Genomic DNA, 24595 nt, shown 5'->3' with positions numbered 1-24595 from the left:
CCCGCCGCTTCAGCCGACCGGCGCGGCATCGTCCAGACGCAGCCGCACGCGCTCTCGTCCGCCCCATTGCGTGAGCTCCAGCTTGCCCGCCAGATGGAAGCGCCGCCCCTTGGCGCCCAGCAGCGCCGGGCCCAGCGGGCCATTCATCGCGCCCCAGGCCACCGCCTCCAGCACCGGGCTGCCGGGGCTGCGGAAGCGCAGGCGCAGATGGCTGTCGCCCATCGTCCCGGCGCTGTCGATCAGCTGCTCGGCAAAGGCGAATCGCGGTGCCGGCGCGGCCTGGCCGAAGGGGCCGGCGCGTTCCAGCATCTGCATCAGCTCGACCGTGGCGCCGGCGGGGTCCAAGAGGCCGGATATGCGCAGCTCGCCCATGCCCGGGCGCTCGGCCATCTCGCGCGAGAGCAATTGCGACAGCCGCGCCATGGCCTCGGGGATCTTCGCCTCTGCGACGGAGAGGCCGGCCGCCATGGCGTGCCCGCCGCCCTTCAGCAGCAGCCCCTCGGCGGCCAGGCGCTGGATGGCGCGGCCCAGATCGACGCCGGGCACCGAGCGGGCCGAGCCCTTGCCGATGCCGCCCTCGACCCCGATCACCACCGAGGGCAGGCCGGTCGCCTCCTTCATCCGCGCGGCGACGATGCCCACGACGCCGGGATGCCAGCCCTCGCCGGCCGCCCAGGCCACGCAGCCGGCATCGCCCGCAGCCTGGGCGCGCGCCTCGACCTGGGCCAGCGCCTCGTCGCGCACGGCGGCCTCGATGGCGCGGCGGTCGCGGTTCAGCGCGTCCAGCTCGGCTGCCAGCCGCTCGGCTTGGCGGCCGTCGGTGCAGGACAGGCACAACGCCCCCAGATCCGCCTTACCCACGCGGCCGCCGGCATTGATGCGCGGCCCCAAAAGGAAGCCCAGGTGAAAGGCATTCGGCGCCGAATCGAGCCGCGCCACGTCCGACAGCGCCACCAGCCCGGGGCGCTCGCGCCGCGCCATGATCAGCAGCCCCTGGCGCACGAAGGCGCGGTTCACTCCCACCAGCGGCGCCACATCCGCGATCGTCGCCAGCGCCACCAGGTCGAGCAGCGGGATCAGGTCGGGCTGCGCATGGCCGCCCTGGCGCAGCAGGCTGTTGCAGCGCACCAGCGTCAGGAAAACCACGCCGGCGGCGCAGAGATGGCCGAGGCTGCCATCCTCGTCGGCGCGATTCGGGTTCACCACCGCCAGCACCGGCGGCAGGGTCTCGGCCCCCTGGTGGTGGTCCAGCACGATCACGTCGCAGCTGGCCGCCGCCAGCGCCTCATGGCTGAGCGTGCCGCAATCGACGCAGACGATCAGGTCGTGATCCTGCGACAGCGCCGCGATGGCCGGAGCGTTCGGGCCGTAGCCTTCGTCGATGCGGTCGGGGATATAAAGCGTCGCGTCGCGGCCCTGCCGGCGCAGCCAGTCCAGCAGCAGCGCGGCCGAGGCGCCGCCATCCACGTCGTAATCGGCAAAGATGGCGATGCGCTGGCCGGCCAGCACCGCGGCGACCAGCCGCTCGGCGGCCTTGTCCATGTCGCGCAGGCGCGAGGGATCGGGCAGCAGGTCGCGCAGCTTGGGATCGAGATAAAGCGGCGTTTCATGCGCGGGCACGCCGCGGGCGGCCAGCACCCGGCTGACGGGCAGCGGCAGGCGGCTGTCCTGGGCCAGCGCCTCGGCGGCGCGTTCCAGGGCGGCGTCGGGACCACGCCACAGGCGGCCGGTCAGCGAGGCGGTGACGGAAAGAAAGGCGGTCATGCGGGCTTCATCCCCCATGACCGCCCGCTGTTCAAGCCTGTCGGCCCGCTTACTTGACCGGGTTGCGATAGATCATGCGCCGCACCGAGCCGGTCTTGGAACGCATCAGGATGGTCTCGGTCTGCAGATAATGCGGCTCGCGCTTGACGCCGGCCACGATCGAGCCGTTGGTCACCCCGGTCGCGGCAAAGATCACGTCGGCGGTGACCAGCTCGTCGCGCGAATAGACCCGGTCCAGGTCGGTGATGCCGGCCTTGGCGGCGCGGCCCTTCTCGTCGTCGTTGCGGAACAGCAGCTTGCCCCACATCTGCCCGCCCATGCATTTCAGCGCCGAGGCGGCCAGAACCCCCTCGGGCGCGCCGCCCGAGCCCATATACATGTCGATGCCGGTCAGCTCGGCCTCGGCGCAATGGATGACCCCGGCCACGTCGCCGTCGGTGATCAGCCGGATGGCCGCGCCGGTCGAGCGGACCTCGGCGATCAGATCCTCATGGCGCGGGCGCTCGAGGATGCAGACGGTGATGTCGCTGTCCTTGACGCCGCCGGCCTTGGCCAGCGCCCGCACCCGTTCCGAGGGCGTCATGTCCAGGCTGACCACGTCCTTGGGATAGCCCGGCCCGATGGCGAGCTTTTCCATGTAGACGTCGGGCGCGTGCAGCAGCGTGCCGCGCGGCGCCATGGCGATCACGGTCAGCGCGTTCGGCATGTCCTTGGCGGTCAGCGTGGTGCCCTCCAGCGGGTCCAGCGCGATATCCACCTCGGGCCCTGCGCCGGTGCCCACCTCCTCGCCGATATAGAGCATCGGCGCTTCGTCCCGCTCGCCCTCGCCGATGACGACGACGCCCTTGATGTCCAGCAGGTTCAGCTGCTCGCGCATCGCGTTGACGGCGGCCTGGTCGGCCGCCTTCTCGTCGCCGCGGCCGATCAGCCGCGCCGAGGCATGGGCGGCGGCCTCGCTGACGCGGGCCAGGCCGAGCGACAGCATGCGATCGTTGAAATCCTTGGGCGAGGTCATGCGGAAATTCCTTGTGCTTTCTGCCTTTCCGGGCTTCTACGCCCGGCGCCGGAAACGGGCAAGCCTGCGTGCGCTAACGAGTCAGTTTTCCGCCAGTTCCAGCGCCAGCGCATGGATGCGCGGCACGATGTCGCCCAAGGCGGCATGCACCAGCCGATGCCGCGCGACATGGCCCAGCCCCGCAAAGCGGGCGCTGGCCATGCGGATGCGGAAATGCGTCTCGCCGCCCTCTTGCCAGCCGCCATGGCCGCGATGGCTTTCGCTTTCGTCGATGATCTCCAGCCGCGAGGGCTGCAGTTCGGCCAGTCTTTCACGCATCTCGTCGGCAATCATGCGCTTGCCCCCTTTCATGTCCCGCGAAATAGCCTAAACTGCCTGTCCCGTTCAGGACAAGGCAGGCAGATGAGCAACAGCGACCCGTTCGGATTCGACATTTCCGCTGCCGCGGACAAGAAGCGCCGCGCCAAGGGCCGGCGCGGCATGTCCGGCGCCTTCGAGACCTCGACGCGGCGGTGCGACAAGGAGGGCTGCAACCAGCCCGGCCAGTATCGCGCGCCGAAATCGCCGCGGGCGCTGGACGAATACTACTGGTTCTGCAAGGAGCACGTGCGCGAATACAACCTGAACTGGAACTATTTCCAGGGCCAGTCCGAGGCCGAGTTCCAGGAGTTCCTGGACAATGCCACGGTCTGGGAACGGCCGACCAAGCCCTTCGGCCGGGCGGCGCAGGAACAGAAATGGGCGCGCCACGGCATCGACGACCCGCTGGAGATCCTGGGCGCGAACGGCACCAATCCCGAGCTGCGCAACCGCACCGCCCGGAAGCTGCCGCCGACCGAACGCCGGGCGCTGGAGATCCTCGAGGCCAAGGAGACCTGGACGCGGGCCGAGATCCGCAAGCAGTACAAGTCGCTGGTCAAGGACCTGCATCCCGACATGAACGGCGGCGACCGCTCGGACGAAGAGCGCCTGCAGGAGGTGGTCTGGGCCTGGGACCAGATCAAGGACAGCCGCAGCTTCAAGGACTGAAGAACGGGGGCTTTGCGCCCCCGCGCCCGTCGTGCAAGCCCGACGGGCTTCCCCCGCAGGATATTTTTCCAAGAAAGAAGGGCCGTCCTCGGTCCCCTTGTGGTTCTTTCTTGTCCAAATATCCTGGGGGAGCGCGGAACGCGCGGGGGCAAAGCCCCCTCACTCCCTCAAAGCTCGCGCTTGATCGCTTCGGCGAGGTCGGTCCTTTCCCAGGAGAAACCGCCATCCGCTTCCGGGGCGCGGCCGAAGTGGCCATAGGCGGCGGTGCGGCGATAGATCGGCCGGCACAGGTCCAGATGTTCGCGGATGCCGCGCGGCGTCAGGTCCATGGCGCGGGAGATCGCGCGCTCGATCTCGGTCTCGGGGATTTCGCTGGTGCCGAAGGTGTCGGCATAGATGGACAGGGGCTTCGCCACGCCGATGGCGTAGGAAAGCTGGATCACGCAGCGCTTCGCCAGCCCGGCCGCGACGACGTTCTTGGCCAGGTAGCGTGCCGCATAGGCGGCCGAGCGGTCGACCTTGGTCGGGTCCTTGCCGGAAAACGCGCCGCCGCCATGCGGGGCCGCGCCGCCATAGGTGTCGACGATGATCTTGCGCCCGGTCAGCCCGGCGTCGCCGTCGGGTCCGCCGATCACGAAGGTGCCGGTGGGGTTCACCCACCATTCGGTGTTCCCGGTCAGCCATTCCGCGGGCAGCACCTCGCGGATATAAGGCTCGACGATGGCGCGGATGTCGTCCGAACTCTGCGTCTCGTCCTTGTGCTGGTGCGACAGCACCAGACTGGTGATCTCGACCGGCCTGCCGTTCTCGTAGCGCAGGCTCAGCTGGGATTTCGCATCGGGCCCGAGCATCGGCTCGGCGCCGGATTTCCGGACCTCGGCCAGGCGGCGCAGGATGGCATGGGCATATTGGATCGGCGCCGGCATCAGCTCCGGCGTCTCATCCACGGCATAGCCGAACATGATGCCCTGGTCGCCGGCGCCGTCGCGGTCGACGCCCTGGCTGATATGGGCGGATTGCTCGTGCAGGTAGTTGTGGACGTGGCAGGTGTTCCAGTGGAACTTTTCCTGCTCGTAGCCGATGTCGCGGATGGTGTTGCGGGCGATCTCGGCGATGCGGCCCATGTATTCGCCGAGCTTCTTCTTGTCGCTCAGCCCGATCTCGCCGCCGATGACGACCGTGCCGGTGGTCGCGAAGGCCTCGCAGGCGACGCGGGCGGCCGGGTCCTCGGCCAGAAGCGCGTCCAGCACCGCGTCCGAGATCTGGTCGCACAATTTGTCGGGATGACCCTCGGAGACGGATTCCGAGGTGAACACATAGTCCTGTCTGGCCATGAAGATGCTCCGTTGAATGACGCCGCCACGCCAGGAAGCCGTTGTGACGGTCAGGCCGAAGCGTTAGTGGAGGCGCCGGTTGCCGTCAACCTCGGAGATTGCGGCGCCGTGCCGCAAGCAGCAGCCCGATCGCGGCAAGGCCGAGCGCCGGCCAGTCGCGCCAGCGCGACCAGGGGGTGGGCGGCAGGGCGCCGGGCAGGGCGGCGTCGATGCGGCCGGCCAGGTTCAGGCCCAGCGTGGCGCGCAGCTGCCCGCGCGCGTCGATCACCGCCGAGACGCCGGTATTCGCGGCCCGCAGCAGCGGCAGGCCCGATTCGATGGCGCGCAGCCGCGCCTGCGCCAGGTGCTGCCAGGGACCGGAAAGCTGGCCGAACCAGGCGTCGTTGGTGACCTGGAGCAGCCAGGCCGGGCGGTCGGCGCCGGTGACCAGATGCTGCGGGAACACCGCCTCGTAGCAGATCAGCGGCTGCAGGGGCGGCAGGCCGGGTAGGGTGATGACCTGAGGCCCCGGCCCGGCGGAATAGCCGAAACCGTGCTGGGCGGCAAAGGCGCGGATGCCGAAGCGGGCCATGACATCGCCCCAGGGCGTGTATTCGCCGAAGGGAACGAGGTGGAACTTGTCATAGACCGGGCCGATGCCCCGGTCCGAGAACGTGGTCAGGCTGTTGAAATAACGCGCGCCCTCGACGCGCTGGATGCCGAGGATGACCGGCGCGCCGACGAAGCCGGCGATGTCCTGCGGGGCGGTGCCGGATTGCTCGAGCAGGAAGTTCACCGCGGTTTCCGGCCAGATCACCGCATCGGGGGCGGGCCGGCCGGAATCGCGGATGGCGGAAAGGTCGAGCAGCCTGCGGAAGAACACCTCGGACCAGTAGGGATCCCATTTCAGCGCCTGGACGGCATTGGGCTGGATCAGGCGCAGATGCAGGGCGCTGTCGGCGGGCAGCGGCCGGGCCAGGCGCGCCATGCCGGCGCTCCAGGCCGCGGCGATGGCCAGGGCGGCCAGCAGCGCGCCGGGCAGGGCGGCGCGCAGGTGGTCGGGTCCGCCCCGCCAGAAGGCCAGCGGCAGCGCCGCTGCCAGCATGGTCAGCCCCGAGAGGCCGATCGAGCCAAGCGTCGCGGCGAGTTGGCCGGCCGGTGTGTCGATCCAGACATGGCCGGCCAGCGCCCAGGGCAGGCCGGTGAAGATCCAGCCGCGCAGCCAGTCGGAAAACACCATCAACGCGGCAAAGACCAGCCCTTGCCGGGGAAAACCCGGGGCGAGGCGCGCGGCGAGCCAGGCGGGAACCGTCCAGAACAGCGCGCCCCCTGCCGCCATGAAGAACAGCGCGAAGGGGGCCATCCAGCCATAGATCTCGGGCTCGACGAAGAACGGTTCGACGATCCAGTACATGGCCAGGGCGAAATGGCCCAGCCCCGCCGCGAAACCATGCCAGGCGGCGGCGCGGGCATGTCCGGCGCGGCCGATCTGCCAGCAAAGCGCGGCGAGCGCCAGAACCGTCAGGAACCACAGGTTCCAGGGCGCCTGTCCCAGGGCCGCCAGGGTCCCCAGCGCGAGATCGAGCGCGAGGGCGGCCCAGGATGGGCGCCGCCGCTGCGATGACGCCCGCGATAGTTTTCGCGTTGGTCCTGGAAAGACCGGCGAGACCATGCGGCCGGCTCAGGCCTCGGCGGTGCCGTCGTCCGGGCTGCCGGCAGCCTCGGGCTGGGTCGCATCGCCGTCGGACTCGACCGGCGCGGCTTCGGCTTGGTCGGCGGCCTTGGGCTTGCGCGGCGCGCGGGGCTTGGCCGGTTTCTTCGCCGGCTTGCGGGCCGGCTTCGCGGCCGGCTCGGTGTCGGCCGGTGCTTCGGCAGCTGCGGGTTCCACGGGCTCGGCGGGCACGGCTTCGGCCGTCTCTGCCTTGGGGGCACGCGGCTTGCGCTTGCGGGCGGGCTTGGCCGCGGCGGCGGGCTCGGGCGTTTCGGCCGGTGCCTCGGCTTCGGCGCTCGCCTCCGGTTCGGCCGGCGCCTGCGGCTCGGCCGGGGCTTCGGGGGCCGGCTTGGCCTTGCGGCTGCGCGAGCGCTTGGGCTTTTCCACCGCGGCGGGCGTTTCCGCCGCCGGGCTTTCGGCGACAGGGGTTTCCGGAACCGGGCTTGCCGTGGCGGGCGTTTCCGAAACCGGGCTTTCCCCAACGGGCGCTGCCGCGGCGGGGGCTTCGGCAGCCGGTTCGGGTGCGGGCCGCAGATCGGCCTGTTCGGCGATCTCCTCGGCGGGCTCGGTGAAGCCGGGGCGGAAGGTGCGGGTCAGGAATTCCGGCACATGGTCGCCCATGCCCATCACCGGATGGCGGTCGCCGCGGCGCTCCTCGCGCCGGTCGTGACGGTCATGGCCGCGCTCGCCATGGCGTTCGCGCCGATCCTCGCGGCGTTCTTCGCGCGCCGGGCGTTCCTGCCGGCGCTCGGCGGCTTCCACCGGCTTTGCCTCGGCGCGGGGTTCTGGGGCATGGCCGCGCTGCTCGCTGTCGTCGCGGCGGCCGCGGCGATCCCGGTCGCGGCCGCGTTCGCGGCGGCCGCCCTCGCGCGACGGGCGGGGCGCGTCCTGGGCGGCCGAGGAAAGCGCGAATCCCTTGGGCAGCGCCGCGCGCGGCAGGCTTTGCTTGACCAGTGCTTCGATGGCGCCGAGATATTTCTCGTCCGCGGGCGTGGCGATCGAGATCGCGGTGCCCTGGCGTCCGGCGCGGCCGGTGCGGCCGATGCGGTGGACGTAATCCTCGGCATGGCTGGGCAGGTCGAAGTTGATGACATGGCTGACCGCCGGGATGTCGAGCCCGCGCGCCGCCACGTCCGAGGCGATGAGGAAGCGCAGCGTGCCTTCGCGGAAGCCGTCCAGCGTCGCCATGCGGTGGCGCTGGTCCAGGTCGCCATGGATCGGCGCGGCGTCGAAGCCATGCGCCTTGAGCGACTTGGCGACGATGTCCACCTCGGTCTTGCGGTTGCAGAAGATGATGGCGTTCTTCAGCCCCTCGCCCTCGGCCCGAATCAGGGCGCGCAGCAATTCGCGCTTCTGCTTGGCGGTCTGGTCGCGGCGGGTCGGGGTGATCTCGACCAGCTTCTGGGTGATCGTTTCGCTGGTGGTGGCCTGGCGGGCGACCTCGATGCGCTCGGGCGCATGCAGGAAGGTGTCGGTGATGCGCTCGATCTCGGGCGCCATGGTGGCGCTGAAGAACAGCGTCTGCCGGGTGAAGGGCGTCAGCTGGAAGATGCGCTCGATATCGGGGATGAAGCCCATGTCGAGCATCCGGTCGGCCTCGTCCACCACCATGATCTGCACGCCGGTCAGCAGGAGCTTGCCGCGCTCGAAATGGTCCAGAAGCCGGCCGGGCGTCGCGATCAGCACGTCCACGCCGCGGTCGATCAGCTTGTCCTGTTCGCCGAAGCTGACGCCGCCGATCAGCAGCGCCTTGGTCAGGCGGGTGTGCTTGGCGTAGATGTCGAAGTTCTCGGCCACCTGGGCGGCCAGTTCGCGGGTCGGGCAAAGGACCAGCGAACGCGGCATCCGGGCGCGGGCGCGGCCGCGGCCCAGGAGCGTGATCATCGGCAGGGTGAAGCTGGCGGTCTTGCCGGTGCCGGTCTGGGCGATGCCCAGCACGTCGCGCCCTTCCAGCGCCGGGGGAATCGCCCCGGCCTGGATCGGGGTCGGGGTTTCATACCCCGCCTCGGCGATGGCTTTCAGAACCTTGGGGTCCAGCTTCAGATCGGAAAACTTGGTCATTCAGGGCTTTCGTATCAATGCGCGGACAACCCGCGCCGTGCTTGCGTCCATCGCCGCCCGTCCCGGAAACCGGGCTTCGCGGCGGGTCGGGACGCAATTTCCGCACGCCCCTCGCCTTGTCTGCCGGATGCAGACAGCGCGGGCCTAGCCGAAAACCCGGTCTGCGTCAATCTGATGCAGAGTTTTCGTGCCGCGGGGGCGGCTTGCCGGCGGTCGCGGCGCGGTTGACGGCCCCCTTGGGCAGGCGCTATCCCGGCGCGATCTTACGGATGGAAGCCATGAACCTCTTTTCGGATATCCGCGCGCTGGTCCTCGATGCGCTGGCGCAGATGGAGCAGGCCGGCGAGCTGCCCCCCGGCCTCGACACCGCGAACGTGACGGTCGAGCCGCCGCGAGACGCCGCGCATGGCGACATGGCCACCAACGCCGCCATGGTGCTGGCCAAGCCCGCCGGGAAAAAGCCGCGCGATATCGCCGAGGTGCTGGCTGCCCGCCTTGCCGCCGATCCGCGCATCGTCTCGGCCGAGGTGGCGGGGCCGGGCTTCCTGAACCTGCGCCTGGCCCCCGGCGAATGGCAGGGCGTGCTGCGCGCCGCGCTGACCGAGGGCGCGGATTACGGCCGCTCGGAGATGGGCAAGGGCCAGCGGATCAACGTCGAATTCGTCAGCGCCAACCCGACCGGGCCGATGCATGTCGGCCATACCCGCGGCGCGGTCTTCGGCGATGCGCTGGCGGCGCTGCTGGATTTCTCGGGCCACGAGGTCACGCGCGAATACTATATCAACGACGGCGGCGCGCAGGTCGATGTGCTGGCCCGGTCCGCCTATGAACGCTATCGCGAGGCCAACGGGCTGGAGCCCGAGATCCGCGAGGGACTTTATCCCGGCGACTACCTGATCCCGGTGGGCGAGGCGCTGAAGGCGAAATACGGCACCAGCCTGCTGGACAAGCCCGAGGAGGAATGGCTGGCCGAGGTGCGCGCCTTCGCCACCGAGGCGATGATGGACATGATCCGCGCGGATCTGGCGCTGCTCAACGTCCACATGGACGTGTTTTCCAGCGAGAAGGCGCTTTACGGCACCGGCCGGATCGAGGCGGCGATCGAGCGGCTGCGGCAGCAGGACCTGATCTATGAAGGCGTGCTGGAGCCGCCCAAGGGCAAGACCCCCGAGGATTGGGAGCCGCGCGAGCAGACGCTGTTCCGGTCCACCGCGCATGGCGACGACGTGGACCGGCCGGTGAAGAAATCGGACGGGTCCTGGACCTATTTCGCGCCGGACATCGCCTATCACTGGGACAAGATCGAGCGCGGCTTCGACGCGCTGATCGACGTCTTCGGCGCCGACCATGGCGGCTATGTCAAGCGCATGACCGCGGCGGTGAAGGCGCTGTCGAACGGCCGCGTGCCGCTGGACGTCAAGCTGATCCAGCTGGTCAAGCTGTTCAAGAACGGCGAGCCCTTCAAGATGTCCAAGCGCGCCGGCACCTTCGTCACCCTGCGCGACGTGGTCGAGCAGGCGGGGGCCGACGTCACCCGCTTCCACATGCTGACGCGCAAGAACGACGCGGCGCTGGATTTCGACTTCGACAAGGTTCTGGAGCAGTCCAAGGACAATCCGGTCTGGTATGTGCAATACGCAAGCGCCCGGGTGAACTCGGTGCTGAACAAGGCCGCCGGGATGGGCGTCGATATCTCGGATGCGGCGCTGGCCGGGGCGGATCTGGCCCGGCTTTCGCATCCCGCCCAGCTGGAGCTGGCCCGGAAAGTTGCAGAATGGCCACGCACCGTCGAAATCGCCGCCCGCGCGCATGAGCCGCACCGGATCGCGTTTTTCCTGTATGATATCGCCTCCGAGCTGCATTCGCTGTGGAACCGCGGCAATGACGAAGCCGCCCTGCGCTTCCTGCAAGAGGGCGATGCTGCGGCCACGGCGGCGAAAATCGCGCTGGCGCGGTCCGTCGGCGTTGTCATTTCGGCCGGTCTTGGTATCTTGGGGGTGACTCCGGCCAAAGAAATGCGCTGAAAAACGGCGCCCTGCCGGGGGACGAGCAGATAAACGAGCAGCGTCGGGACAACCGGCAGGCAGGCAGGAATGACGGTAGTGGATTTCCGCTCTTCGGGCGGGCTTGACGGGTCGCAGCCGGGCAGGCTGTCGCATGACTATCCCCATGGCCAAGGCCATCAGGGCTATCAGGACGATTGGCAAGAGGACGGCTGGGACGATCACGCCTATGACGCCCATGCCGGGCCCCTGGCCGAATCGCCCTCGCTTCTGGGGCGGCTGTCGCGGCTGACGCATTACCTGGGCGCGCTGATCTCGGTCGGGCTGATCGTGATCCTGGCGGTCTGGGGCTTCAAGCTGGTGGTGCGCGACGTCTCGGGCGTGCCGGTGATTCGCGCCATCGAGGGCGAGGCCCGCACCGCGCCCGACAATCCGGGCGGCGAGCTGACCGAGCGGACCGGCCTTGCGGTGAACTCGGTCGCCGCCGGCGCCGAGCCCGCCCGGGTGGACCGCGTGGCCATCGCGCCGCCGGCGACGCCTCTGGACGGGCAGGACGTGCCCATGGGCGAGCTGGGCGCCACCGCACAGGAGCCCTCGCACCCGGTCGAGTTGCCGCTGATCGAGGAAACCGCGCGCGTCATCGCCCGACCCGACGGTGAGACTCTCGTCGAACCCGACGCGGTCGAGAATGCGGTGATCTCGGATGCCCCGGCTGTCGATGCGCCGGTGAACGAGATGGTGACCGATCTGGCCGGCAACGAGACCCGCGACATCGCCATCACCACGGCGCTGGCCGAGGCGGGCGCCGCCCCGGCCCCCGGCGCCATCGCGAAATCGCCGCGCCCCGCGCCGCGTCCGCGCCGCGTGGCCGCCAGCAATGCCGCCGCCCCGGCGCCGTCGCCGACCCCGGCTGCCGCCGAAAGCCGCCCGGCCGCGGCGCCCGATGCCCCGGCGCCCGCCGCCCCCCAGGCTCCGGCCCAGGTCGCCTCGGGCGCGCCGCTGGTGCAGATCGGCGCCTTTGACAGCGATGCGCTGGCCAAGGGCGAATGGAACCGCGTCTCGGGCAAGTTCGGCGCGCTTTTCGCCGGCAAGGGCATGGTGGTGCAGGAGCACAAGGCCAATGGCCGCACCTTCTGGCGGCTGCGCGCCTCGGGTTTCGCCTCGCGAGACGAGGCGCGGCGCTTCTGCGCGGCGCTGATCGCCGAGGGCGTGGACTGCATTCCCGCCGCGGCGAAATGAGCCGCTGAGATGATCGGCGCCACCATCCTCGGCGGCATCGCCGGCCCGGACCTGAGCCGGGCCGAGCGCGATTTCTTCCGCGCCGCCGATCCTTGGGGCTTCATCCTGTTCGCGCGCAATGTCGACACGCCGGACCGCCTGCGCCGGCTGACCGACGCGCTGCGCGAGACGGTGGGCCGCGACGCCCCGGTGCTGATCGATCAGGAGGGAGGGCGCGTGCAGCGCATGCGCGCGCCGCACTGGACCGACTGGCCGGCGCCGCTGGATCAGGCCGGGCGCGGCGAGCGGGCGATCTGGCTGCACCATCACCTGCTGGCGCAGGAATTGCGCGCCGTGGGCATCGACGCGGATTGCGCCCCCGTGCTCGATATCGCCCGCGACGACACCCATCCCTTCCTGCGGAACCGCTGCCTCGGCCCGGATGCCGATACGGTGATCCGCCTGGGCCGCGCCGCCGCCCAGGCGATGCTGGCCGCCGGGGTGCTGCCGGTGGTCAAGCACATGCCGGGCCATGGCCGGGCGCGGGTGGACAGCCACAAGGACCTGCCGGTGGTCGAGGCTGCGCTGGACGAGCTGCGCGCCACGGATTTCGCCCCGTTCCGGGCGCTGGCCGACCTGCCGATGGCGATGACCGCGCATATCCGCTTTACCGCCATCGACGATGCGCCCGCCACCGCCTCAGCCGCGGTGATCGACCTGATCCGGCGCGAGATCGGCTTTGACGGGCTGCTGATGTCGGACGATATCGGCATGCAGGCGCTGTCGGGCAGCCCGGCCGAACGCGCCGCCGCCACCATCGCCGCCGGCTGCGACCTGGTGCTGTCCTGCAACGAAACGCCGGCGCAGATGGAGGAGATCGTCGCCGCGGCCGGGAGCATGTCCCCCCGCGCCGCCCTGCGGGCCGAGGCGGCGCTGGCCCTGCGCCGCGCGCCCCTGGCCGGGGACACCGCCGCGCTGCGGGCCGAACTGGCGGCGCTTGGCGGGCTGGCGGCCTGATCGGTTGACTAAGCCCGGGCATTGGCGGATTCTGCGCAGACCCATCTGCCCGGAAGCGTCATGACCAAGGTGCCCTATCTGACCCCCGTGCCCGATCCGCTTCCCGATGCCGGGCCGGCGCCGCATCTGCCGGGGCTGGCGCCGCAGCCGGCGGCCGAGCGCCGCGCCGAGGAGGTGCTGGTCGTCGACGTCTCGGGCTTCGAGGGGCCGCTGGACCTGCTCTTGACGCTGTCGCGCACGCAGAAGGTCGACCTGATGCAGATCTCGGTGCTGGAGCTTGCCGACCAGTATCTCGCCTTCGTCGAGGAGGCGCGGGCGCTGCGCATCGAGCTGGCGGCGGATTACCTGGTCATGGCGGCCTGGCTCGCCTATCTGAAATCGCGCCTGCTGCTGCCGCCGGATCCCGAGGCCGAAGGGCCCTCGGCCGAAGAGCTGGCGGCGCATCTGGCCTTCCAGCTGGAACGGCTGAACGCCATGCGCGAGGCGGCGGCGCGGCTGATGGCCCGCGACCGGCTGGGGCAGGACCGCTTTGCGCGCGGCGCGCCGGAAACCGTGGCCCGCCAGCGCCAGGTCGCCTGGCAGGCCGGGCTGATCGACCTGATGCGCGCCTATGCCCGGCTGCGCACCCGCGACGAGTTCCGGCCCTATGCCTTCGACCGCCGCGACGTCTTTACCATGGAACAGGCGCTGGACCGGGTGCGCGGGCTGATCGGCTTCGCCGGCGACTGGACCGCGCTTTCCACCTTCCTGCCCGACGGCTGGGAGACCGATCCGCAGCGCCGCCGCTCGGCCACCGCGGCGACCTTCGCCGCCACGCTGGAACTGGCGCGGCAGGGCGCGGTCGAGATCGCCCAGGCCGGCACCTTCGCCCCGATCACCATCCGCAGGCGCCCGCAATGAGCCAGGACAAGACCGCCGCCGACCCGCAGCGTTTCCCGCCGCCGCCGCTGGCCGAGCAGGAGCGCATGATCGAGGCCGTCCTGTTCGCCTCGGCCGCGCCGATGAGCCAGCGCGAGATCGCCGCGCGCCTGCCGGCCGGCTGCGACGTGGCCGAGGCGCTGCAGGCCCTGCGCGCCCGCTACGAAGGGCGGGGGGTGCAGCTGGCGCGGGTCGGCGATGCCTGGGCGTTTCGCACCGCCGCCGATCTGGGCTTCCTGATGCAGGAAAGCGTGGTGGAAAGCCGCCGCCTGTCGCGCGCCGCGACCGAGACGCTGGCGATCATCGCCTATCACCAGCCCGTCACCCGCGCCGAGATCGAGGAGATCCGCGGCGTCGCCGTCAGCCGCGGCACGCTGGACCAGCTGATCGAGCTGGACTGGGTCCGTGTGGGCCGTCGCCGCCAGACCCCCGGTCGGCCGGTGACCTTCGTGGTGACCGAGACCTTCCTGGACCATTTCGGCCTGGAAAGCGCCCGCGACCTGCCGGGCCTGGCGGAGCTGCGGGCGGCGGGCCTGCTGGAATCGCGCTCGCCCGGCGAGGAGATGGCGGCGGGCCTGTTCCGCGACGAGGACGGCGAGGAGAGCGGAGCCATGGCCGAGGATCTGTTCGAAGACGAATGAAGATCGGGACGTAACGCAATGAACATGAACCAGTTCATCAATATGCTGACCCGCATGGTCGCCCGGCGGCTGCTGAACTGGGGCATCCGGCGGGCGACTGCGCCAAAGCCCGGCGCGCCGCGGAACCCGCAGCAGAAAAGCCGCGACAAGGCCGCGCGCGAGGCGGCGAAGCGTGCCCGCCAGGCGGCGCGCATCACCAGGCGGATGCGGTAAAGGGGGCTCTGCCCCCGTCGCGCTGGCGCGCGACTCCCCCGGGATATTTGGGCAAGAAGGAAGGCCGGTCCTGGGCCGCGGTGCTAGGCGAATTGCTTGGCGAGCTTCAGACCCTGGCCCTGGTAGTTCGAGGCGATGCCGCTGCCATAGAGCCGGTCGGGGCGGGCGGCCATGCGCTCATAGACCAGCCGGCCGACGACCTGGCCATGTTCCAGCGCGAAGGGCGCCTCGTGGCAGCGCACCTCGAGCACGCCGCGCGCGCCTTGTCCCGCCGCGCCATGGCCGAAGCCGGGGTCGAAGAAGCCGGCGTAATGCACCCGGAACTCGCCCACCATGGCCAGGTAGGGCGCCATCTCGGCGGCGTAATCGGGCGGGATCGCCACCGATTCGCGGCTGACCAGGATATAGAAGGCGCCGGGGTCGAGGATCAGTTGCCCGTCCGTGGTGCGCAGCGCGTCCCAGAAGTCGCGGGCCTGATAGGCGCCGATGCGGTCGAGGTCGATGACGCCGCTATGCGGCCGGGCGCGGTAGCCGACCAGATCCCCCGCCGCGGGGCGCAGATCGACCGAGAAGCCCAGGCCGTCGTCGATCAGCGCCTCGCCGGTGACCAGGGGCTCGGCGGCATGCAGGTCGCGCAGCTCGGCATCCGTCAGCACCGCTTGGCCTTGCCGCAGTCGCAGCTGGTTCAGCCGCATGCCGGGCCGCACCAGAACCGAGAAGCTGCGCGGGCAGATCTCGGCATAGATCGGGCCGTCATAGCCCTCGGGCAGGCGGTCGAATTCGGTGCCCTCGTCGGTGACCAGCCGCGTCAGCAGGTCGAGCCGCCCGGTCGAGCTTTTGGCGTTGGCGACCGCGTCGAGGCCGGCGGGCAGCGACAGCCGCTCCATCAGCGGGACCAGATAGACGCAGCCCTTTTCCAGCACCGCGCCCTCGGTGAGGTCCATGCGGTGCATCTCGAAATCCTTGAGCCGGTCGCTGACCTTGCGCCCGCGCCCGGCCAGGAACGAGGCGCGCAGCCGCCAGGCGGTCGCCCCCAGCCGCAGGTCGAGGCTGGCGGGCTGGACCTGTTCGGGCAGGATCGGCTGGTCCGCCGAGATCGCGCCGCTGGCGATCAGCTGGCGCAGGGACGAATCGGGAAGCACACCGTTCACGCGAAACCCTTTCGGCAAAAGGAAACGCCCACCCCCGGATGGGGATGGGCGTTTTCGGAATGGTCGGGCCGGCGAGATTCGAACTCGCGGCCTTCCGCCCCCCAGACGGACGCGCTAACCAGGCTGCGCCACGGCCCGACGAGGGGCATATAGAGCGAAGCGGGCCGCCAGCACAAGGGGCGAAGCACGGAAATTTCGGCAGGAATTTCGATTGCGGTGGTCGGGCCGCCGCTTGCGGCTGCTGGGCGGCCGGTCATGCGGGTCAGCGGGGGGCCGACAGCGCGTCGCGCAGGGTTTTCGCCCCTTCGGGCAGAGACTTGCCCTGCAGCTCATGCAGGCGCAGCGCAAGCGCGGTGGCGGCGAGCCGGCCCAGCCAGTCGTCGGGCGCGGGACCGGCCGCCGGGACGAGGGCGGCGAAAAGCGGCAGCGATTCCGGTGCGGATGGCGGGGGGGAAGGCTGTCTGGCGGGACGCTGCGGCGCAGGGGGCGAAGCCGGGGCAGGGGGTTCGGCCGCGCGGGGCGGGGCCAGGCGTACGGCCGGGGCCGGGCGCTGGGACGGGGCGGCATCGCCCAGGGTCTCGCCCAGACGGGCGGCGCCGATCTCTCGCAGGGCGGTGCCCCGGTCGGCGGCGATCAGCCGCTTTGCGCCGCGGATGCTGAGCCCTTCCTCGCGCAGGACCTGGCACAGACCCGCCGCCAGCCGGACGTCGTCAGGCCGGTAATAGCGGCGCCCGTCGGCGCGTTTCACCGGCGCGAGCTGCGTGAATTGCGATTCCCAATAGCGCAGCACATGCGGCGCGACGCCCACGAGGCGCGAAACCTCTCCGATGGATCTGAAGGCGTCGGGGGACTTGCTCATCAGCCCTTGCGCCTGTTCCCTGCCGCCACGCGATCCTTCATCAGATGCGACGGCCGGAAGGACAGCACCCGGCGGGGCGTGATCGGCACCTCTTCCCCGGTCTTGGGGTTGCGGCCGATGCGCTCGTTCTTGTCGCGGACCGAAAACGTGCCGAAAGACGATATCTTGACCTGCTCGCCGCGCACCAGCGCGTCCGAGATATGGCCAAGCACGCTTTCGACAAGCTGGGCCGATTCGTGGCGGGACAGACCCACCTCACGGAACACGGCCTCGGCCAGGTCCATGCGGGTCAGGGTAGAGTCGCTCATCTCGGAAACCTCTCGAATGCTGCGAAGGATGATTTCTTTACGGCGCCGAGTCAACAACCCCGACCCGATTCCGTTCCCTCAACGGCCGATTTTGTCCCGCATTATTCGCGCCTTACCGGCAAGACCCCGCGCAAGCAGCCCCGCAGCCCGCTTGGAAATGCGGCAATGCGCGCCTATCTTGAGGACGAAGGACAGGCGGGACCGGAAGGATATGGCTGGCGGCTGGGCGCGCGACGACGCGGTGAACGAACAGATCGAGGTCTCGACGCAGGAGGCCATCGAGCGCATGCGGCTGCGCAATGCGCAGGCCGGCGCGCGGGAAAGCGCAGACTTCTGCGAGGAATGCGACGAGCCGATTCCCGAGGCCCGGCGGCAGGCGATTCCGGGCGTGCGGCTTTGCGTCGACTGCCAGTCCGGCCGCGACAGGGCCTGGCGGCCGGCCGGAGGGATCAATCGGCGCGGGTCGAAGGATTCGCAGCTGAAATAACGGCTTACCAGCGCAGGACGACGGAACCCCAGGCGAGGCCGCCGCCGATCGCCTCGGCCACCAGCACGTCGCCGGGCTGGAAGCGGCCTTCGGCATTGGCCACGGAAAGCGCCAGCGGGATCGAGGCCGCCGAGGTATTGCCATGGTCGGCGACCGTCAGCACCACCTTTTCCATCGGCAGATGCATGCGCTTGGCCGTGGCCTCGATGATGCGCAGATTGGCTTGGTGCGGCACCAGCCAGTCCACCTGCTCGGCGGTCAGCCCGGCCTTGTCCAGCGCGCGATGCGCGGTGTCGGCCAGCTTCTCGACCGCGTGGCGGAACACCAGGTTGCCCTGCATGCGCAGATGCCCGGCCGTGCCGGTCGAGGCGACGCCGCCATCGACATAGAGCAGGTCGCGATACTGCCCGTCGCTGTTCAGGTCGGTGGCGAGAATGCCGCGGTCGGCGGCGACGCCCTCGCCCTCGGCCGCTTCCAGCAGCACGGCGCCGGCGCCGTCGCCGAAAAGCACGCAGGTGCCGCGGTCGCTCCAGTCCATGATGCGGCTGAAGGTCTCGGCCCCGATGACCAGCACGCGCTCGGCCAGGCCCGAACGGATCATCGCATCGGCATTGGCCAGCGCATAGACGAAGCCGGCGCAGACCGCCTGCAGGTCATAGGCGAAGCCGCCGCGCATGCCCAGGCCCGCCTGCACCATGGTCGCGACCGAGGGGAAGGTCAGGTCGGGGGTCGAGGTCGCCACGATCACCGCATCGACCTGCCCGGCCTCGATGCCCGCATCGGCCAGCGCCGCCTGCGCCGCCCGGATGGCCAGGTCACTGGTGCCCTGGTCCTCGGCGGCGAAATGGCGCCGCTCGATGCCGGTGCGGGCGCGGATCCATTCGTCGCTGGTGTCCAGCTTGTCCTCGAACCAGCTGTTCTCGACCACGCGTTCGGGCAGGTAATGGCCGGTTCCCCGGACGATCGCACGCCGCATCAGGACGCCTCGCTTTCCTTGCTGCCGTTGATTTGGCTGGCCGCCGCGACGGATTGCGCCACGCGCGCCGCCAGCCGGTCCTGGAAGCCGGATTGCGCCAGCCGGAAGGCCAGCTTGATCGCCGCCGAGACGCCGGTCGCATCGGCCGAGCCGTGCGATTTCACCACCGTCCCGTTCAGTCCCAGGAAGACGCCGCCATTGACGCGGCGCGGGTCGATGCGCTTTTGCAGCCGCTTGAGCGAGCCCATGGTCAGAAGCGCCGCGAATTTCGACATCACCGACTTGCCGAAGGCTTCCTTCAGCAGCTCGCCCACCAGCTTCGCCGTGCCCTCGCCGGTCTTCAGCGCGACATTGCCGGTGAAGCCGTCCGTCACGATCACATCGACGCGGGCCGAGGGCAGGTCGCCGCCCTCGACGAAGCCGACATAGTCGAAATTCGCCGCCTGCGCCGTGGTGGGGATGAGTTCATGGGCCTGCTTGAGCTCGGGCCGGCCCTTGTGTTCCTCGGTGCCGACGTTCAGCAGGCCGACGCGCGGCCGCTCCAGCCCGAAGCCGTTGCGGGCATAGGAGGCGCCCATCAGCGCATAGGTCAGCAGGTCCTGCGCATCGGCGCGGATATCGGCGCCCACATCCAGCATGACGTTGAAGCCCTGCGGATTGCGCGAGGGCCAGAGGCAGGCGATGGCGGGGCGGTTCACGCCGGGCAGCTTGCGCAGCCGCAGCATCGAGAGCGCCATCAGCGCGCCGGTATTGCCGCAGGACACGGCGGCGGTCGCCTCGCCCCGGCGCACCGATTCGAGGGCTGACCACATCGAGGTGCCCTCGCCCTTGCGCAGCACCTGGCTGGGCTTGTCGTCCATGGTCACGACGCCGGCCGCGTCGCGGATGTCGCAACGCTGCAGCAGATCGCCGCGGCGGCCGATCAGCCGCTGCAGCTCGGCCTGCGGGCCGTGGACGATGAAACGGATATCGGGATTCTTCCCGGCGCTTTCGGCCATGCCGGCGACCACCGTCGCCGGACCCCGGTCGCCGCCCATCGCGTCGACCGAGATCACCACGCCGCCCCCGTCGCCAGGGGCGCGAGGCAGAGTGCTGGAATCTGCCGAAGCCATATCCGCGGTCGGTCCGCTCAGGCCGCGTCTTCGTCCAGATCGACCTCATTGGCCTGCGCCACGACCTCGCGGTCGGCATAATGGCCGCAGGAGGGGCAGACGTGATGCGGGCGCTTCAGCTCGCCGCAGTTCGAGCATTCGTTCGGGTTGCCGGCGACGAGCGCATCATGCGAACGGCGCATGTTGCGGCGGGAGCGGGTAACTCGGTTCTGAGGGACGGCCATGTCTCAACCTCAAGTGGTTCGGGGGGCAACCCGGCTGGGCGGCCCCGGATTCGGTGTTCGTGTCTGGGGCGGGCATAGGCCACTGGAGCGTTGGCCGCAAGACGCGAAAACGGGTCGCAGAGCGGGGGCCGCGGTCCGGGATTCCCCCGCCGGTCGAATGAAGGCGGCAAAATAGCGGGATTTCCGCATTTCGCAAGGGGAATCTGCAAGAGAAGCGGCGCATGCGCGCCGCTGCCTCCGGCGGGGATATTTGGGCAAGAAAGAAGCCGGGCGCCGGGGGGCGCGGCGGGTTCAGCGGCCGAGCTTGGCATGGACCTCGTCGAGGTCGATCTCGTTCTTCGGCAGCTTGTTGTCGGGGTCGTCGAAGTCGTATTTGAAGAGCTGGAAATCCTTCTTGTAGATTTCCCAGACCAGATGCCGCGACAGGTCGTCGAAATAATCGCTGACCTTGTGGGCGCGCTTGGGGCCGTGGCCTTCGGATTCGTTGAACTTGGGCACGTCGTTGACGTCGAGCCTGACCGGGGTCGGCGCGGCATCCAGCACCTTCTGCATGCCCTCGTTGAACTTCTCGGTGAAGAAGATCTGGTCGTAGCGGCCGCCGTTCACGATGAAGGTCGAGATATGGCCGGACATGGCCGACCAGTGGATGTCCGGCTCCATCGGCCGGCGCCAGCGGATGGTGTCGCGTGCAAACAGCAGGAAGCGGCGGAAGCTGGCGACCTGGTCGAATTCGAAGCCGTTCTCCGGGCTGCCCACGTCGACGCCGTAGCGCTGCATCAGCTGCGGCACGAGATTGCCGCGGTAACGCTTGCCGTTTCTCTGGATGCCGGCGATCTTGTCGAAGAACGAGGACAGGATGCGCGCATAGGGATTCCTTACGCAGGTGAAGGTCAGCGCCTTGTGTGCCTTGACGTTGCTTTCGATGAGCTGCTGGCTTTCGGGCTGGTTCCATTTGTGCAGCCCGCTGGTGGAATCGTGGATGTCGCCGTCGAAATAGCGGCCATGGTCGGAATAGAACATGATCTGCCCGATCGAGGAACAGGCGCATTTCGGGACGACGCGATAGACCATGCTTTCGCTTTCCGTCATCCAGGTTCCTGGAAAACCCATAACTCTCATTCCCTTCAAAAAACTGCGCCGGCCGGGGCGGGCTCGGCCGGGTTGCCCCTGCGGCCAAAATCGGTAAGGACACAAAGCAAATCAGCGGCAGAGATTCAACCTGCTGTGGAGCATGCGCCGGCGCGAACCGGAGGGGATGGCTGTATCGATGGCACGGATTGCCTTCATTCTGCTCTGCCACAAGGATCCCAAGGGCGTGGTGGCGCAGGCACGCCGGCTGACGGCCTCGGGCGATTACGTGTCGATCCATTTCGACGGCCGCGCCAAGCCCCGGGATTTCGAGCTGATCCGCGCGGCCCTGGCCGACAACCCCTCGGTCGCCTTCGCGCAGCGGCGCTGGAAATGCGGCTGGGGCGAATGGTCGCTGGTCGGCGCCACGCTGGAGGCGGTGCGCGCCGCCGTCGTCGCCTTTCCGCAGGCCACGCATTTCTACATGCTGTCGGGCGACTGCATGCCGATCAAGTCGGCGGAATATGCCCATGCCTTCCTGGACGCCGAAGATTGCGACTATATCGAGAATTTCGACTTCTTCGAATCGGACTGGATCAAGACCGGCTTCAAGGAAGAGCGGCTGATCTACCGGCACTGGTTCAACGAGCGGACGCGGAAATGGCTGTTCTATGCCAGCTACGACCTGCAGAAGCGCCTGGGCCTGACCCGGCCGGTGCCCGCCGACATCCAGGTGATGATCGGGTCGCAATGGTGGTGCCTGCGCCGCCAGACGGTCGAGAAGGTGCTGGATTTCTGCGCCACCCGCCCGGACGTGCTGCGGTTTTTCTCGACCACCTGGATCCCCGACGAGACCTTCTTCCAGACCATCGTGCCGCATGTCGTGCCGCGGAAGGAAATCCGGGCGCGCACGCTGACCTATCTGATCTTCACCGATTACGGGATGCCGGTCACCTTCTATAACGACCATTACGACCTTCTGGTCGGGCAGGACTATCTGTTTGCGCGCAAGATCAGCCCCGAGGCGATCCGGCTGCGCGAGCGGCTGGGCGCGCTTTGGGCGGCGCGCGGGGTGCATTTCCCGATCTCGAACGAGGCGACCGGGCTCTTTCGCTTCCTGACCGCGCGGGGCCGGGTCGGGCGGCGCTTCGGCCAGCGGTTCTGGGAGGCCGAGGGCAGCCTGGGCCGGGCCAATACGCTGCTGCTGGTGGTGGCCAAGAAATGGCATGTCGCCAAGCGCCTGACCGCCGCGATCCGGACGCAGACCCCGATCCCGGCGGTGGATTTCGTCTTCAACGAGCATCGGGCGCATCTGCCCGATCTGGGCGGGGTCGAGACCACCATCGAGAAGCGCGACCGGCATCGGCGGGCGCTGATCCGGCTGCTGTTCGAGCATTTCGAATCGAACCGGCTGGTGCTGTGCCTGGACCCTTCGGCGCTGCATCTGATCCAGGACCTGACCTCGGACAAGGCCGACACCCGGCTGCTGCTGATCGATTCGCGTTTCGACGACGATTATCTGCGCGGCCATATCGCCCGGGTGGGCCTGGCCGGGGCCGAGACGGCGCCCGAGGTGATCGAGCGGCTGCTGCCGACGGTGCGCGCCGATCTGGAGCACGAGGCCGAGCGGCTGCGCGACATGGATTTCGCCGGTTTCCACGCCATCGCCCCCTGGCGCCCGCCCGAGGAGAACGCCGCGCAGCTGGCGCGTTTCCTGGACGTGCCGGCCACGGCCGCGCTGGCGCTGGCCCGGACCGAATACCTGTTCGACGATTGAGGAGAGAACCGCCATGCCCGCCTATGACGACAGCAACATCTTCGCCCGCATCCTGCGCGGCGAGATCCCCAATGATACGGTGCTGGAGACCGAGCATACGCTGGTCTTTCGCGACATCCGGCCGCAGGCGCCGGTGCATGTGCTGGCGATCCCCAAGGGGGCTTATGTCAGCTATGACGATTTCGCCGCGAATGCCTCGGAGGCCGAGATCGTGGATTTCCACCGCGCCGTGGCGAAAGTCACCCGCGAGCTGGGCGTGGCGCTGGACGGCGGCCGGGGCTTCCGCGCCATCACCAATGCCGGGCCGGACGGCGTGCAGGAGGTGCCGCATTTCCACATGCACATCCTGGGCGGCCGCCCGATGGGCCGCATGGTTCAGCCGGGCTGAGGCGCGGGGCGCGAGGTCAGCTGGACGAAGACATCCTCAAGGTCCGGCGCCTCGACCGCGACGTCGCGAATCGCCAGCCCGGCTTCGCGCAGCGCGTCGATCAGCCGGTCCGCCGGAATGCGCGAGGGCGCGTAGCTGAGGGCGAGCCGGCCGTCGCCGCGCCGCTCGACCCGCACGCCTTCGGGCAGGGCGGGCAGGGCGCGGCCTTCGCCGGTATCGACCACCAGCGTCTTGGAATCGGCCCGGCCGAGCAGGGCGGCGGTATCCTCGCACAGGATCAGCGCGCCGTGGTCGATGATGGCGATGCGGTCGCACATCTCTTCGGCCTCTTCCAGGTAATGCGTGGTCAGGATGATGGTCATCCCCTGGTCGTTCAGCCGCCGCACGTTGCGCCACAGCATCTCGCGCAGCTGGATGTCGACGCCCGCCGTCGGTTCGTCCAGCACGAGGATCTGCGGCCGGTGCACCAGCGCCTTGGCCAGCAAGAGCCGCCGCTTCATGCCGCCCGAGAGGTGGCGCGAATAGCTTTCCGCCTGATCCGTCAGCCCGACCAGCTCCAGCAGTTCGTCGGTCCAGCGCTCGCGCTTCGGCACGCCGTAGAGGCCGGCCTGCACCTCGAGGCTGGCGCGCGGGGTCAGGAAGGGGTCGATGTTCAGCTCCTGCGGCATGACGCCGATGGCGGCGCGGGACTGGCGCGGGTTCACGTCCTGGTCGAAGCCCCAGATCGTCACCTGACCGGCGCTCTTGCGCACCAGCCCGGCCAGGATGTTGATGGTGGTGGACTTGCCGGCGCCGTTCGGGCCCAGCAGGCCGAAGATCGAGCCGGCGGGAATCGCCAGGTCCAGCCCCTTGAGCGCATGTTTCGCCGGCGCCTTGCCGGCGGCGGCATAGGTCTTGGTCAGGCCTCTGATTTCGATGGCGTTCGGACTGCTTGCGGGGGCTGGCATCGGCTCTTCGCGTTCATTATGATCGCCGCCGGTTTAACCGCGTTTGTCGTCAAAGCTCAAGGAACCGCCATGACCATCCCGGCCCCCGAGATCCAGACCGTCACCTCGTGGAAGGTCGCCTGCGACGGCGACGAGGCGCGGGGACTGGGCCATCCGCGCGTCTGGCTGGCCATTCCGCAGGATACCGGCTGGGTCGAATGCGGCTATTGCGACAAGCGCTTCGTCATCGACCGCGAACACGCGCACGACGATCACTGATCGCGCGCCATGGCGGCCTGGTTGGGGTGGTGCGGTTGCCGCGCCTCCGGCGGGAGTATTTGTGAAACAGTGAAGGCGGGGGCGGACTTGGCCCGGTCGGCGCTTCGTGGCAGTAAGGGGCCTTGGACGCTGGCAGA

General features: G+C 69.4%; 25 protein-coding genes, 1 tRNA gene and 1 riboswitch. Of the genes, 11 read left to right on the top strand and 15 right to left on the bottom strand.

The annotated features are described in order from the left end of the window. Nucleotides 1-9 precede the first annotated feature (9 nt). The 3 genes from recJ to LOS78_RS06255 form a co-directional block, all read right to left on the bottom strand. Nucleotides 10-1764, bottom strand: coding sequence for a single-stranded-DNA-specific exonuclease RecJ (gene recJ, locus LOS78_RS06265; RefSeq protein ID WP_230376219.1), 1755 nt, complete (start codon nucleotides 1762-1764; stop codon nucleotides 10-12). A 49-nt stretch (nucleotides 1765-1813) separates the two neighbouring features. Beyond that, nucleotides 1814-2779 carry a class II fructose-bisphosphatase gene (gene glpX / locus LOS78_RS06260; RefSeq protein WP_028716434.1) on the bottom strand — a complete coding sequence of 322 codons (966 nt, stop codon included), beginning with the start codon at nucleotides 2777-2779 and terminating at the stop codon, nucleotides 1814-1816. A gap of 81 nt (nucleotides 2780-2860) precedes the next feature. Beyond that, on the bottom strand, nucleotides 2861-3112 hold the full coding sequence (locus tag LOS78_RS06255) for a BolA family transcriptional regulator (protein ID WP_230376205.1): 252 nt from the start codon (nucleotides 3110-3112) through the stop codon (nucleotides 2861-2863). Nucleotides 3113-3181: 69 nt separating this feature from the next. Here LOS78_RS06255 and LOS78_RS06250 point away from each other — a divergent pair, with 69 nt between their 5' ends. Then, nucleotides 3182-3808 (top strand): J domain-containing protein, encoded by a 627-nt coding sequence (locus tag LOS78_RS06250; RefSeq protein ID WP_028711466.1) that lies wholly within the window; start codon nucleotides 3182-3184, stop codon nucleotides 3806-3808. A gap of 167 nt (nucleotides 3809-3975) precedes the next feature. Here LOS78_RS06250 and metK read toward each other — a convergent pair whose 3' ends face one another. The 3 genes from metK to LOS78_RS06235 form a co-directional block, all read right to left on the bottom strand. Continuing rightward, a complete protein-coding gene (gene metK, locus LOS78_RS06245; protein ID WP_028711465.1) occupies nucleotides 3976-5142 on the bottom strand; it encodes a methionine adenosyltransferase in 1167 nt (388 codons plus the stop codon). A gap of 5 nt (nucleotides 5143-5147) precedes the next feature. Continuing rightward, nucleotides 5148-5195: riboswitch (SAM-SAH riboswitch) on the bottom strand. Nucleotides 5196-5227: 32 nt separating this feature from the next. Next, nucleotides 5228-6793 carry an apolipoprotein N-acyltransferase gene (lnt, locus tag LOS78_RS06240; RefSeq protein ID WP_230376203.1) on the bottom strand — a complete coding sequence of 522 codons (1566 nt, stop codon included), beginning with the start codon at nucleotides 6791-6793 and terminating at the stop codon, nucleotides 5228-5230. Nucleotides 6794-6802: 9 nt separating this feature from the next. Next, on the bottom strand, nucleotides 6803-8893 hold the full coding sequence (locus LOS78_RS06235; protein ID WP_230376201.1) for a DEAD/DEAH box helicase: 2091 nt from the start codon (nucleotides 8891-8893) through the stop codon (nucleotides 6803-6805). A gap of 278 nt (nucleotides 8894-9171) precedes the next feature. On the opposite strand from LOS78_RS06235, the gene argS reads away from it, so the two are divergent. The 6 genes from argS (at nucleotide 9172) to LOS78_RS06205 (ending at nucleotide 14903) form a co-directional block, all read left to right on the top strand. Then, a complete protein-coding gene (gene argS / locus LOS78_RS06230; RefSeq protein WP_028711463.1) occupies nucleotides 9172-10917 on the top strand; it encodes an arginine--tRNA ligase in 1746 nt (581 codons plus the stop codon). 69 nt (nucleotides 10918-10986) lie between these two features. After that, a complete protein-coding gene (locus LOS78_RS06225) occupies nucleotides 10987-12135 on the top strand; it encodes an SPOR domain-containing protein (protein ID WP_230376193.1) in 1149 nt (382 codons plus the stop codon). A 9-nt stretch (nucleotides 12136-12144) separates the two neighbouring features. Then, nucleotides 12145-13131, top strand: coding sequence for a beta-N-acetylhexosaminidase (nagZ, locus tag LOS78_RS06220; protein ID WP_230376191.1), 987 nt, complete (start codon nucleotides 12145-12147; stop codon nucleotides 13129-13131). A gap of 60 nt (nucleotides 13132-13191) precedes the next feature. Beyond that, nucleotides 13192-14031 carry a ScpA family protein gene (locus tag LOS78_RS06215; protein WP_230376189.1) on the top strand — a complete coding sequence of 280 codons (840 nt, stop codon included), beginning with the start codon at nucleotides 13192-13194 and terminating at the stop codon, nucleotides 14029-14031. Then, a complete protein-coding gene (gene scpB / locus LOS78_RS06210) occupies nucleotides 14028-14690 on the top strand; it encodes an SMC-Scp complex subunit ScpB (RefSeq protein WP_230376187.1) in 663 nt (220 codons plus the stop codon). Before LOS78_RS06215 ends, scpB begins: the two co-directional genes overlap by 4 nt. A 24-nt stretch (nucleotides 14691-14714) precedes the next feature. Next, a complete protein-coding gene (locus tag LOS78_RS06205) occupies nucleotides 14715-14903 on the top strand; it encodes a hypothetical protein (RefSeq protein WP_230376184.1) in 189 nt (62 codons plus the stop codon). Between the two features lie 83 nt (nucleotides 14904-14986). Here the strand turns inward: LOS78_RS06205 and LOS78_RS06200 are convergent, their stop codons facing one another. From LOS78_RS06200 to ihfA, 4 genes are all read right to left on the bottom strand, one after another. Continuing rightward, nucleotides 14987-16054 (bottom strand): 2'-deoxycytidine 5'-triphosphate deaminase, encoded by a 1068-nt coding sequence (locus LOS78_RS06200; protein ID WP_230376182.1) that lies wholly within the window; start codon nucleotides 16052-16054, stop codon nucleotides 14987-14989. 60 nt (nucleotides 16055-16114) lie between these two features. Continuing rightward, nucleotides 16115-16192 (bottom strand) — tRNA-Pro (locus tag LOS78_RS06195). Nucleotides 16193-16316: 124 nt separating this feature from the next. Then, complete coding sequence (locus tag LOS78_RS06190) at nucleotides 16317-16913, bottom strand: MerR family transcriptional regulator (RefSeq protein WP_028716439.1); 597 nt, start codon at nucleotides 16911-16913, stop codon at nucleotides 16317-16319. Continuing rightward, on the bottom strand, nucleotides 16913-17221 hold the full coding sequence (gene ihfA / locus LOS78_RS06185; RefSeq protein WP_011748157.1) for an integration host factor subunit alpha: 309 nt from the start codon (nucleotides 17219-17221) through the stop codon (nucleotides 16913-16915). The genes LOS78_RS06190 and ihfA overlap by 1 nt, the downstream gene beginning before the upstream one ends. A gap of 211 nt (nucleotides 17222-17432) precedes the next feature. Between ihfA and LOS78_RS06180 the strand changes: the two genes are divergently transcribed. Beyond that, nucleotides 17433-17708 (top strand): DksA/TraR family C4-type zinc finger protein, encoded by a 276-nt coding sequence (locus tag LOS78_RS06180; RefSeq protein ID WP_028711454.1) that lies wholly within the window; start codon nucleotides 17433-17435, stop codon nucleotides 17706-17708. Nucleotides 17709-17712: 4 nt separating this feature from the next. On the opposite strand, the gene LOS78_RS06175 is transcribed toward LOS78_RS06180, so the two are convergent. The 4 genes from LOS78_RS06175 to LOS78_RS06160 all read right to left on the bottom strand — a co-directional run bounded on the left by LOS78_RS06175 (nucleotide 17713) and on the right by LOS78_RS06160 (nucleotide 21130). After that, nucleotides 17713-18684, bottom strand: coding sequence for a beta-ketoacyl-ACP synthase III (locus tag LOS78_RS06175; RefSeq protein WP_230376180.1), 972 nt, complete (start codon nucleotides 18682-18684; stop codon nucleotides 17713-17715). Then, nucleotides 18684-19796 carry a phosphate acyltransferase PlsX gene (plsX, locus tag LOS78_RS06170; RefSeq protein ID WP_230376178.1) on the bottom strand — a complete coding sequence of 371 codons (1113 nt, stop codon included), beginning with the start codon at nucleotides 19794-19796 and terminating at the stop codon, nucleotides 18684-18686. The genes LOS78_RS06175 and plsX overlap by 1 nt, the downstream gene beginning before the upstream one ends. Nucleotides 19797-19813: 17 nt before the next feature. Next, nucleotides 19814-20020, bottom strand: coding sequence for a 50S ribosomal protein L32 (gene rpmF, locus LOS78_RS06165; protein WP_011748153.1), 207 nt, complete (start codon nucleotides 20018-20020; stop codon nucleotides 19814-19816). Nucleotides 20021-20311: 291 nt separating this feature from the next. Further along, a complete protein-coding gene (locus LOS78_RS06160; protein WP_028711451.1) occupies nucleotides 20312-21130 on the bottom strand; it encodes a sulfotransferase family protein in 819 nt (272 codons plus the stop codon). Nucleotides 21131-21287: 157 nt separating this feature from the next. Here LOS78_RS06160 and LOS78_RS06155 point away from each other — a divergent pair, with 157 nt between their 5' ends. Both LOS78_RS06155 and LOS78_RS06150 read left to right on the top strand, forming a co-directional pair. Continuing rightward, nucleotides 21288-22865 (top strand): DUF5928 domain-containing protein, encoded by a 1578-nt coding sequence (locus tag LOS78_RS06155; RefSeq protein ID WP_028711450.1) that lies wholly within the window; start codon nucleotides 21288-21290, stop codon nucleotides 22863-22865. A 13-nt stretch (nucleotides 22866-22878) separates the two neighbouring features. After that, a complete protein-coding gene (locus LOS78_RS06150; protein WP_028711449.1) occupies nucleotides 22879-23253 on the top strand; it encodes a histidine triad nucleotide-binding protein in 375 nt (124 codons plus the stop codon). On the opposite strand, the gene LOS78_RS06145 is transcribed toward LOS78_RS06150, so the two are convergent. Next, on the bottom strand, nucleotides 23241-24200 hold the full coding sequence (locus LOS78_RS06145) for an ABC transporter ATP-binding protein (RefSeq protein WP_230376174.1): 960 nt from the start codon (nucleotides 24198-24200) through the stop codon (nucleotides 23241-23243). The genes LOS78_RS06150 and LOS78_RS06145 overlap by 13 nt on opposite strands. 69 nt (nucleotides 24201-24269) lie before the next feature. Here LOS78_RS06145 and LOS78_RS06140 point away from each other — a divergent pair, with 69 nt between their 5' ends. Further along, nucleotides 24270-24458 (top strand): zinc-finger domain-containing protein, encoded by a 189-nt coding sequence (locus LOS78_RS06140; RefSeq protein WP_028711447.1) that lies wholly within the window; start codon nucleotides 24270-24272, stop codon nucleotides 24456-24458. Nucleotides 24459-24595 lie beyond the last annotated feature (137 nt).

It is taken from the genome of Paracoccus sp. MA, from assembly GCF_020990385.1.
In the GTDB taxonomy this organism is placed as follows: Bacteria; Pseudomonadota; Alphaproteobacteria; order Rhodobacterales; family Rhodobacteraceae; genus Paracoccus.
The sequence above is the reverse complement of the archived record's forward strand: the minus strand, read 5'-3'. Positions and strand labels throughout refer to the sequence as shown.

Bases quoted from the DNA above. Each gene is read 5' to 3' on its own strand.
- recJ (WP_230376219.1), bottom strand. From the start codon at position 1,764: ATGACCGCCTTTCTTTCCGTCACCGCCTCGCTGACCGGCCGCCTGTGG.
- glpX (WP_028716434.1), bottom strand. From the start codon at position 2,779: ATGACCTCGCCCAAGGATTTCAACGATCGCATGCTGTCGCTCGGCCTG.
- LOS78_RS06255 (WP_230376205.1), bottom strand. From the start codon at position 3,112: ATGATTGCCGACGAGATGCGTGAAAGACTGGCCGAACTGCAGCCCTCG.
- LOS78_RS06250 (WP_028711466.1), top strand. From the start codon at position 3,182: ATGAGCAACAGCGACCCGTTCGGATTCGACATTTCCGCTGCCGCGGAC.
- metK (WP_028711465.1), bottom strand. From the start codon at position 5,142: ATGGCCAGACAGGACTATGTGTTCACCTCGGAATCCGTCTCCGAGGGT.
- lnt (WP_230376203.1), bottom strand. From the start codon at position 6,793: ATGGTCTCGCCGGTCTTTCCAGGACCAACGCGAAAACTATCGCGGGCG.
- LOS78_RS06235 (WP_230376201.1), bottom strand. From the start codon at position 8,893: ATGACCAAGTTTTCCGATCTGAAGCTGGACCCCAAGGTTCTGAAAGCC.
- argS (WP_028711463.1), top strand. From the start codon at position 9,172: ATGAACCTCTTTTCGGATATCCGCGCGCTGGTCCTCGATGCGCTGGCG.
- LOS78_RS06225 (WP_230376193.1), top strand. From the start codon at position 10,987: ATGACGGTAGTGGATTTCCGCTCTTCGGGCGGGCTTGACGGGTCGCAG.
- nagZ (WP_230376191.1), top strand. From the start codon at position 12,145: ATGATCGGCGCCACCATCCTCGGCGGCATCGCCGGCCCGGACCTGAGC.
- LOS78_RS06215 (WP_230376189.1), top strand. From the start codon at position 13,192: ATGACCAAGGTGCCCTATCTGACCCCCGTGCCCGATCCGCTTCCCGAT.
- scpB (WP_230376187.1), top strand. From the start codon at position 14,028: ATGAGCCAGGACAAGACCGCCGCCGACCCGCAGCGTTTCCCGCCGCCG.
- LOS78_RS06205 (WP_230376184.1), top strand. From the start codon at position 14,715: ATGAACCAGTTCATCAATATGCTGACCCGCATGGTCGCCCGGCGGCTG.
- LOS78_RS06190 (WP_028716439.1), bottom strand. From the start codon at position 16,913: ATGAGCAAGTCCCCCGACGCCTTCAGATCCATCGGAGAGGTTTCGCGC.
- ihfA (WP_011748157.1), bottom strand. From the start codon at position 17,221: ATGAGCGACTCTACCCTGACCCGCATGGACCTGGCCGAGGCCGTGTTC.
- LOS78_RS06180 (WP_028711454.1), top strand. From the start codon at position 17,433: ATGGCTGGCGGCTGGGCGCGCGACGACGCGGTGAACGAACAGATCGAG.
- LOS78_RS06175 (WP_230376180.1), bottom strand. From the start codon at position 18,684: ATGCGGCGTGCGATCGTCCGGGGAACCGGCCATTACCTGCCCGAACGC.
- plsX (WP_230376178.1), bottom strand. From the start codon at position 19,796: ATGGCTTCGGCAGATTCCAGCACTCTGCCTCGCGCCCCTGGCGACGGG.
- rpmF (WP_011748153.1), bottom strand. From the start codon at position 20,020: ATGGCCGTCCCTCAGAACCGAGTTACCCGCTCCCGCCGCAACATGCGC.
- LOS78_RS06160 (WP_028711451.1), bottom strand. From the start codon at position 21,130: ATGGGTTTTCCAGGAACCTGGATGACGGAAAGCGAAAGCATGGTCTAT.
- LOS78_RS06155 (WP_028711450.1), top strand. From the start codon at position 21,288: ATGGCACGGATTGCCTTCATTCTGCTCTGCCACAAGGATCCCAAGGGC.
- LOS78_RS06150 (WP_028711449.1), top strand. From the start codon at position 22,879: ATGCCCGCCTATGACGACAGCAACATCTTCGCCCGCATCCTGCGCGGC.
- LOS78_RS06145 (WP_230376174.1), bottom strand. From the start codon at position 24,200: ATGCCAGCCCCCGCAAGCAGTCCGAACGCCATCGAAATCAGAGGCCTG.
- LOS78_RS06140 (WP_028711447.1), top strand. From the start codon at position 24,270: ATGACCATCCCGGCCCCCGAGATCCAGACCGTCACCTCGTGGAAGGTC.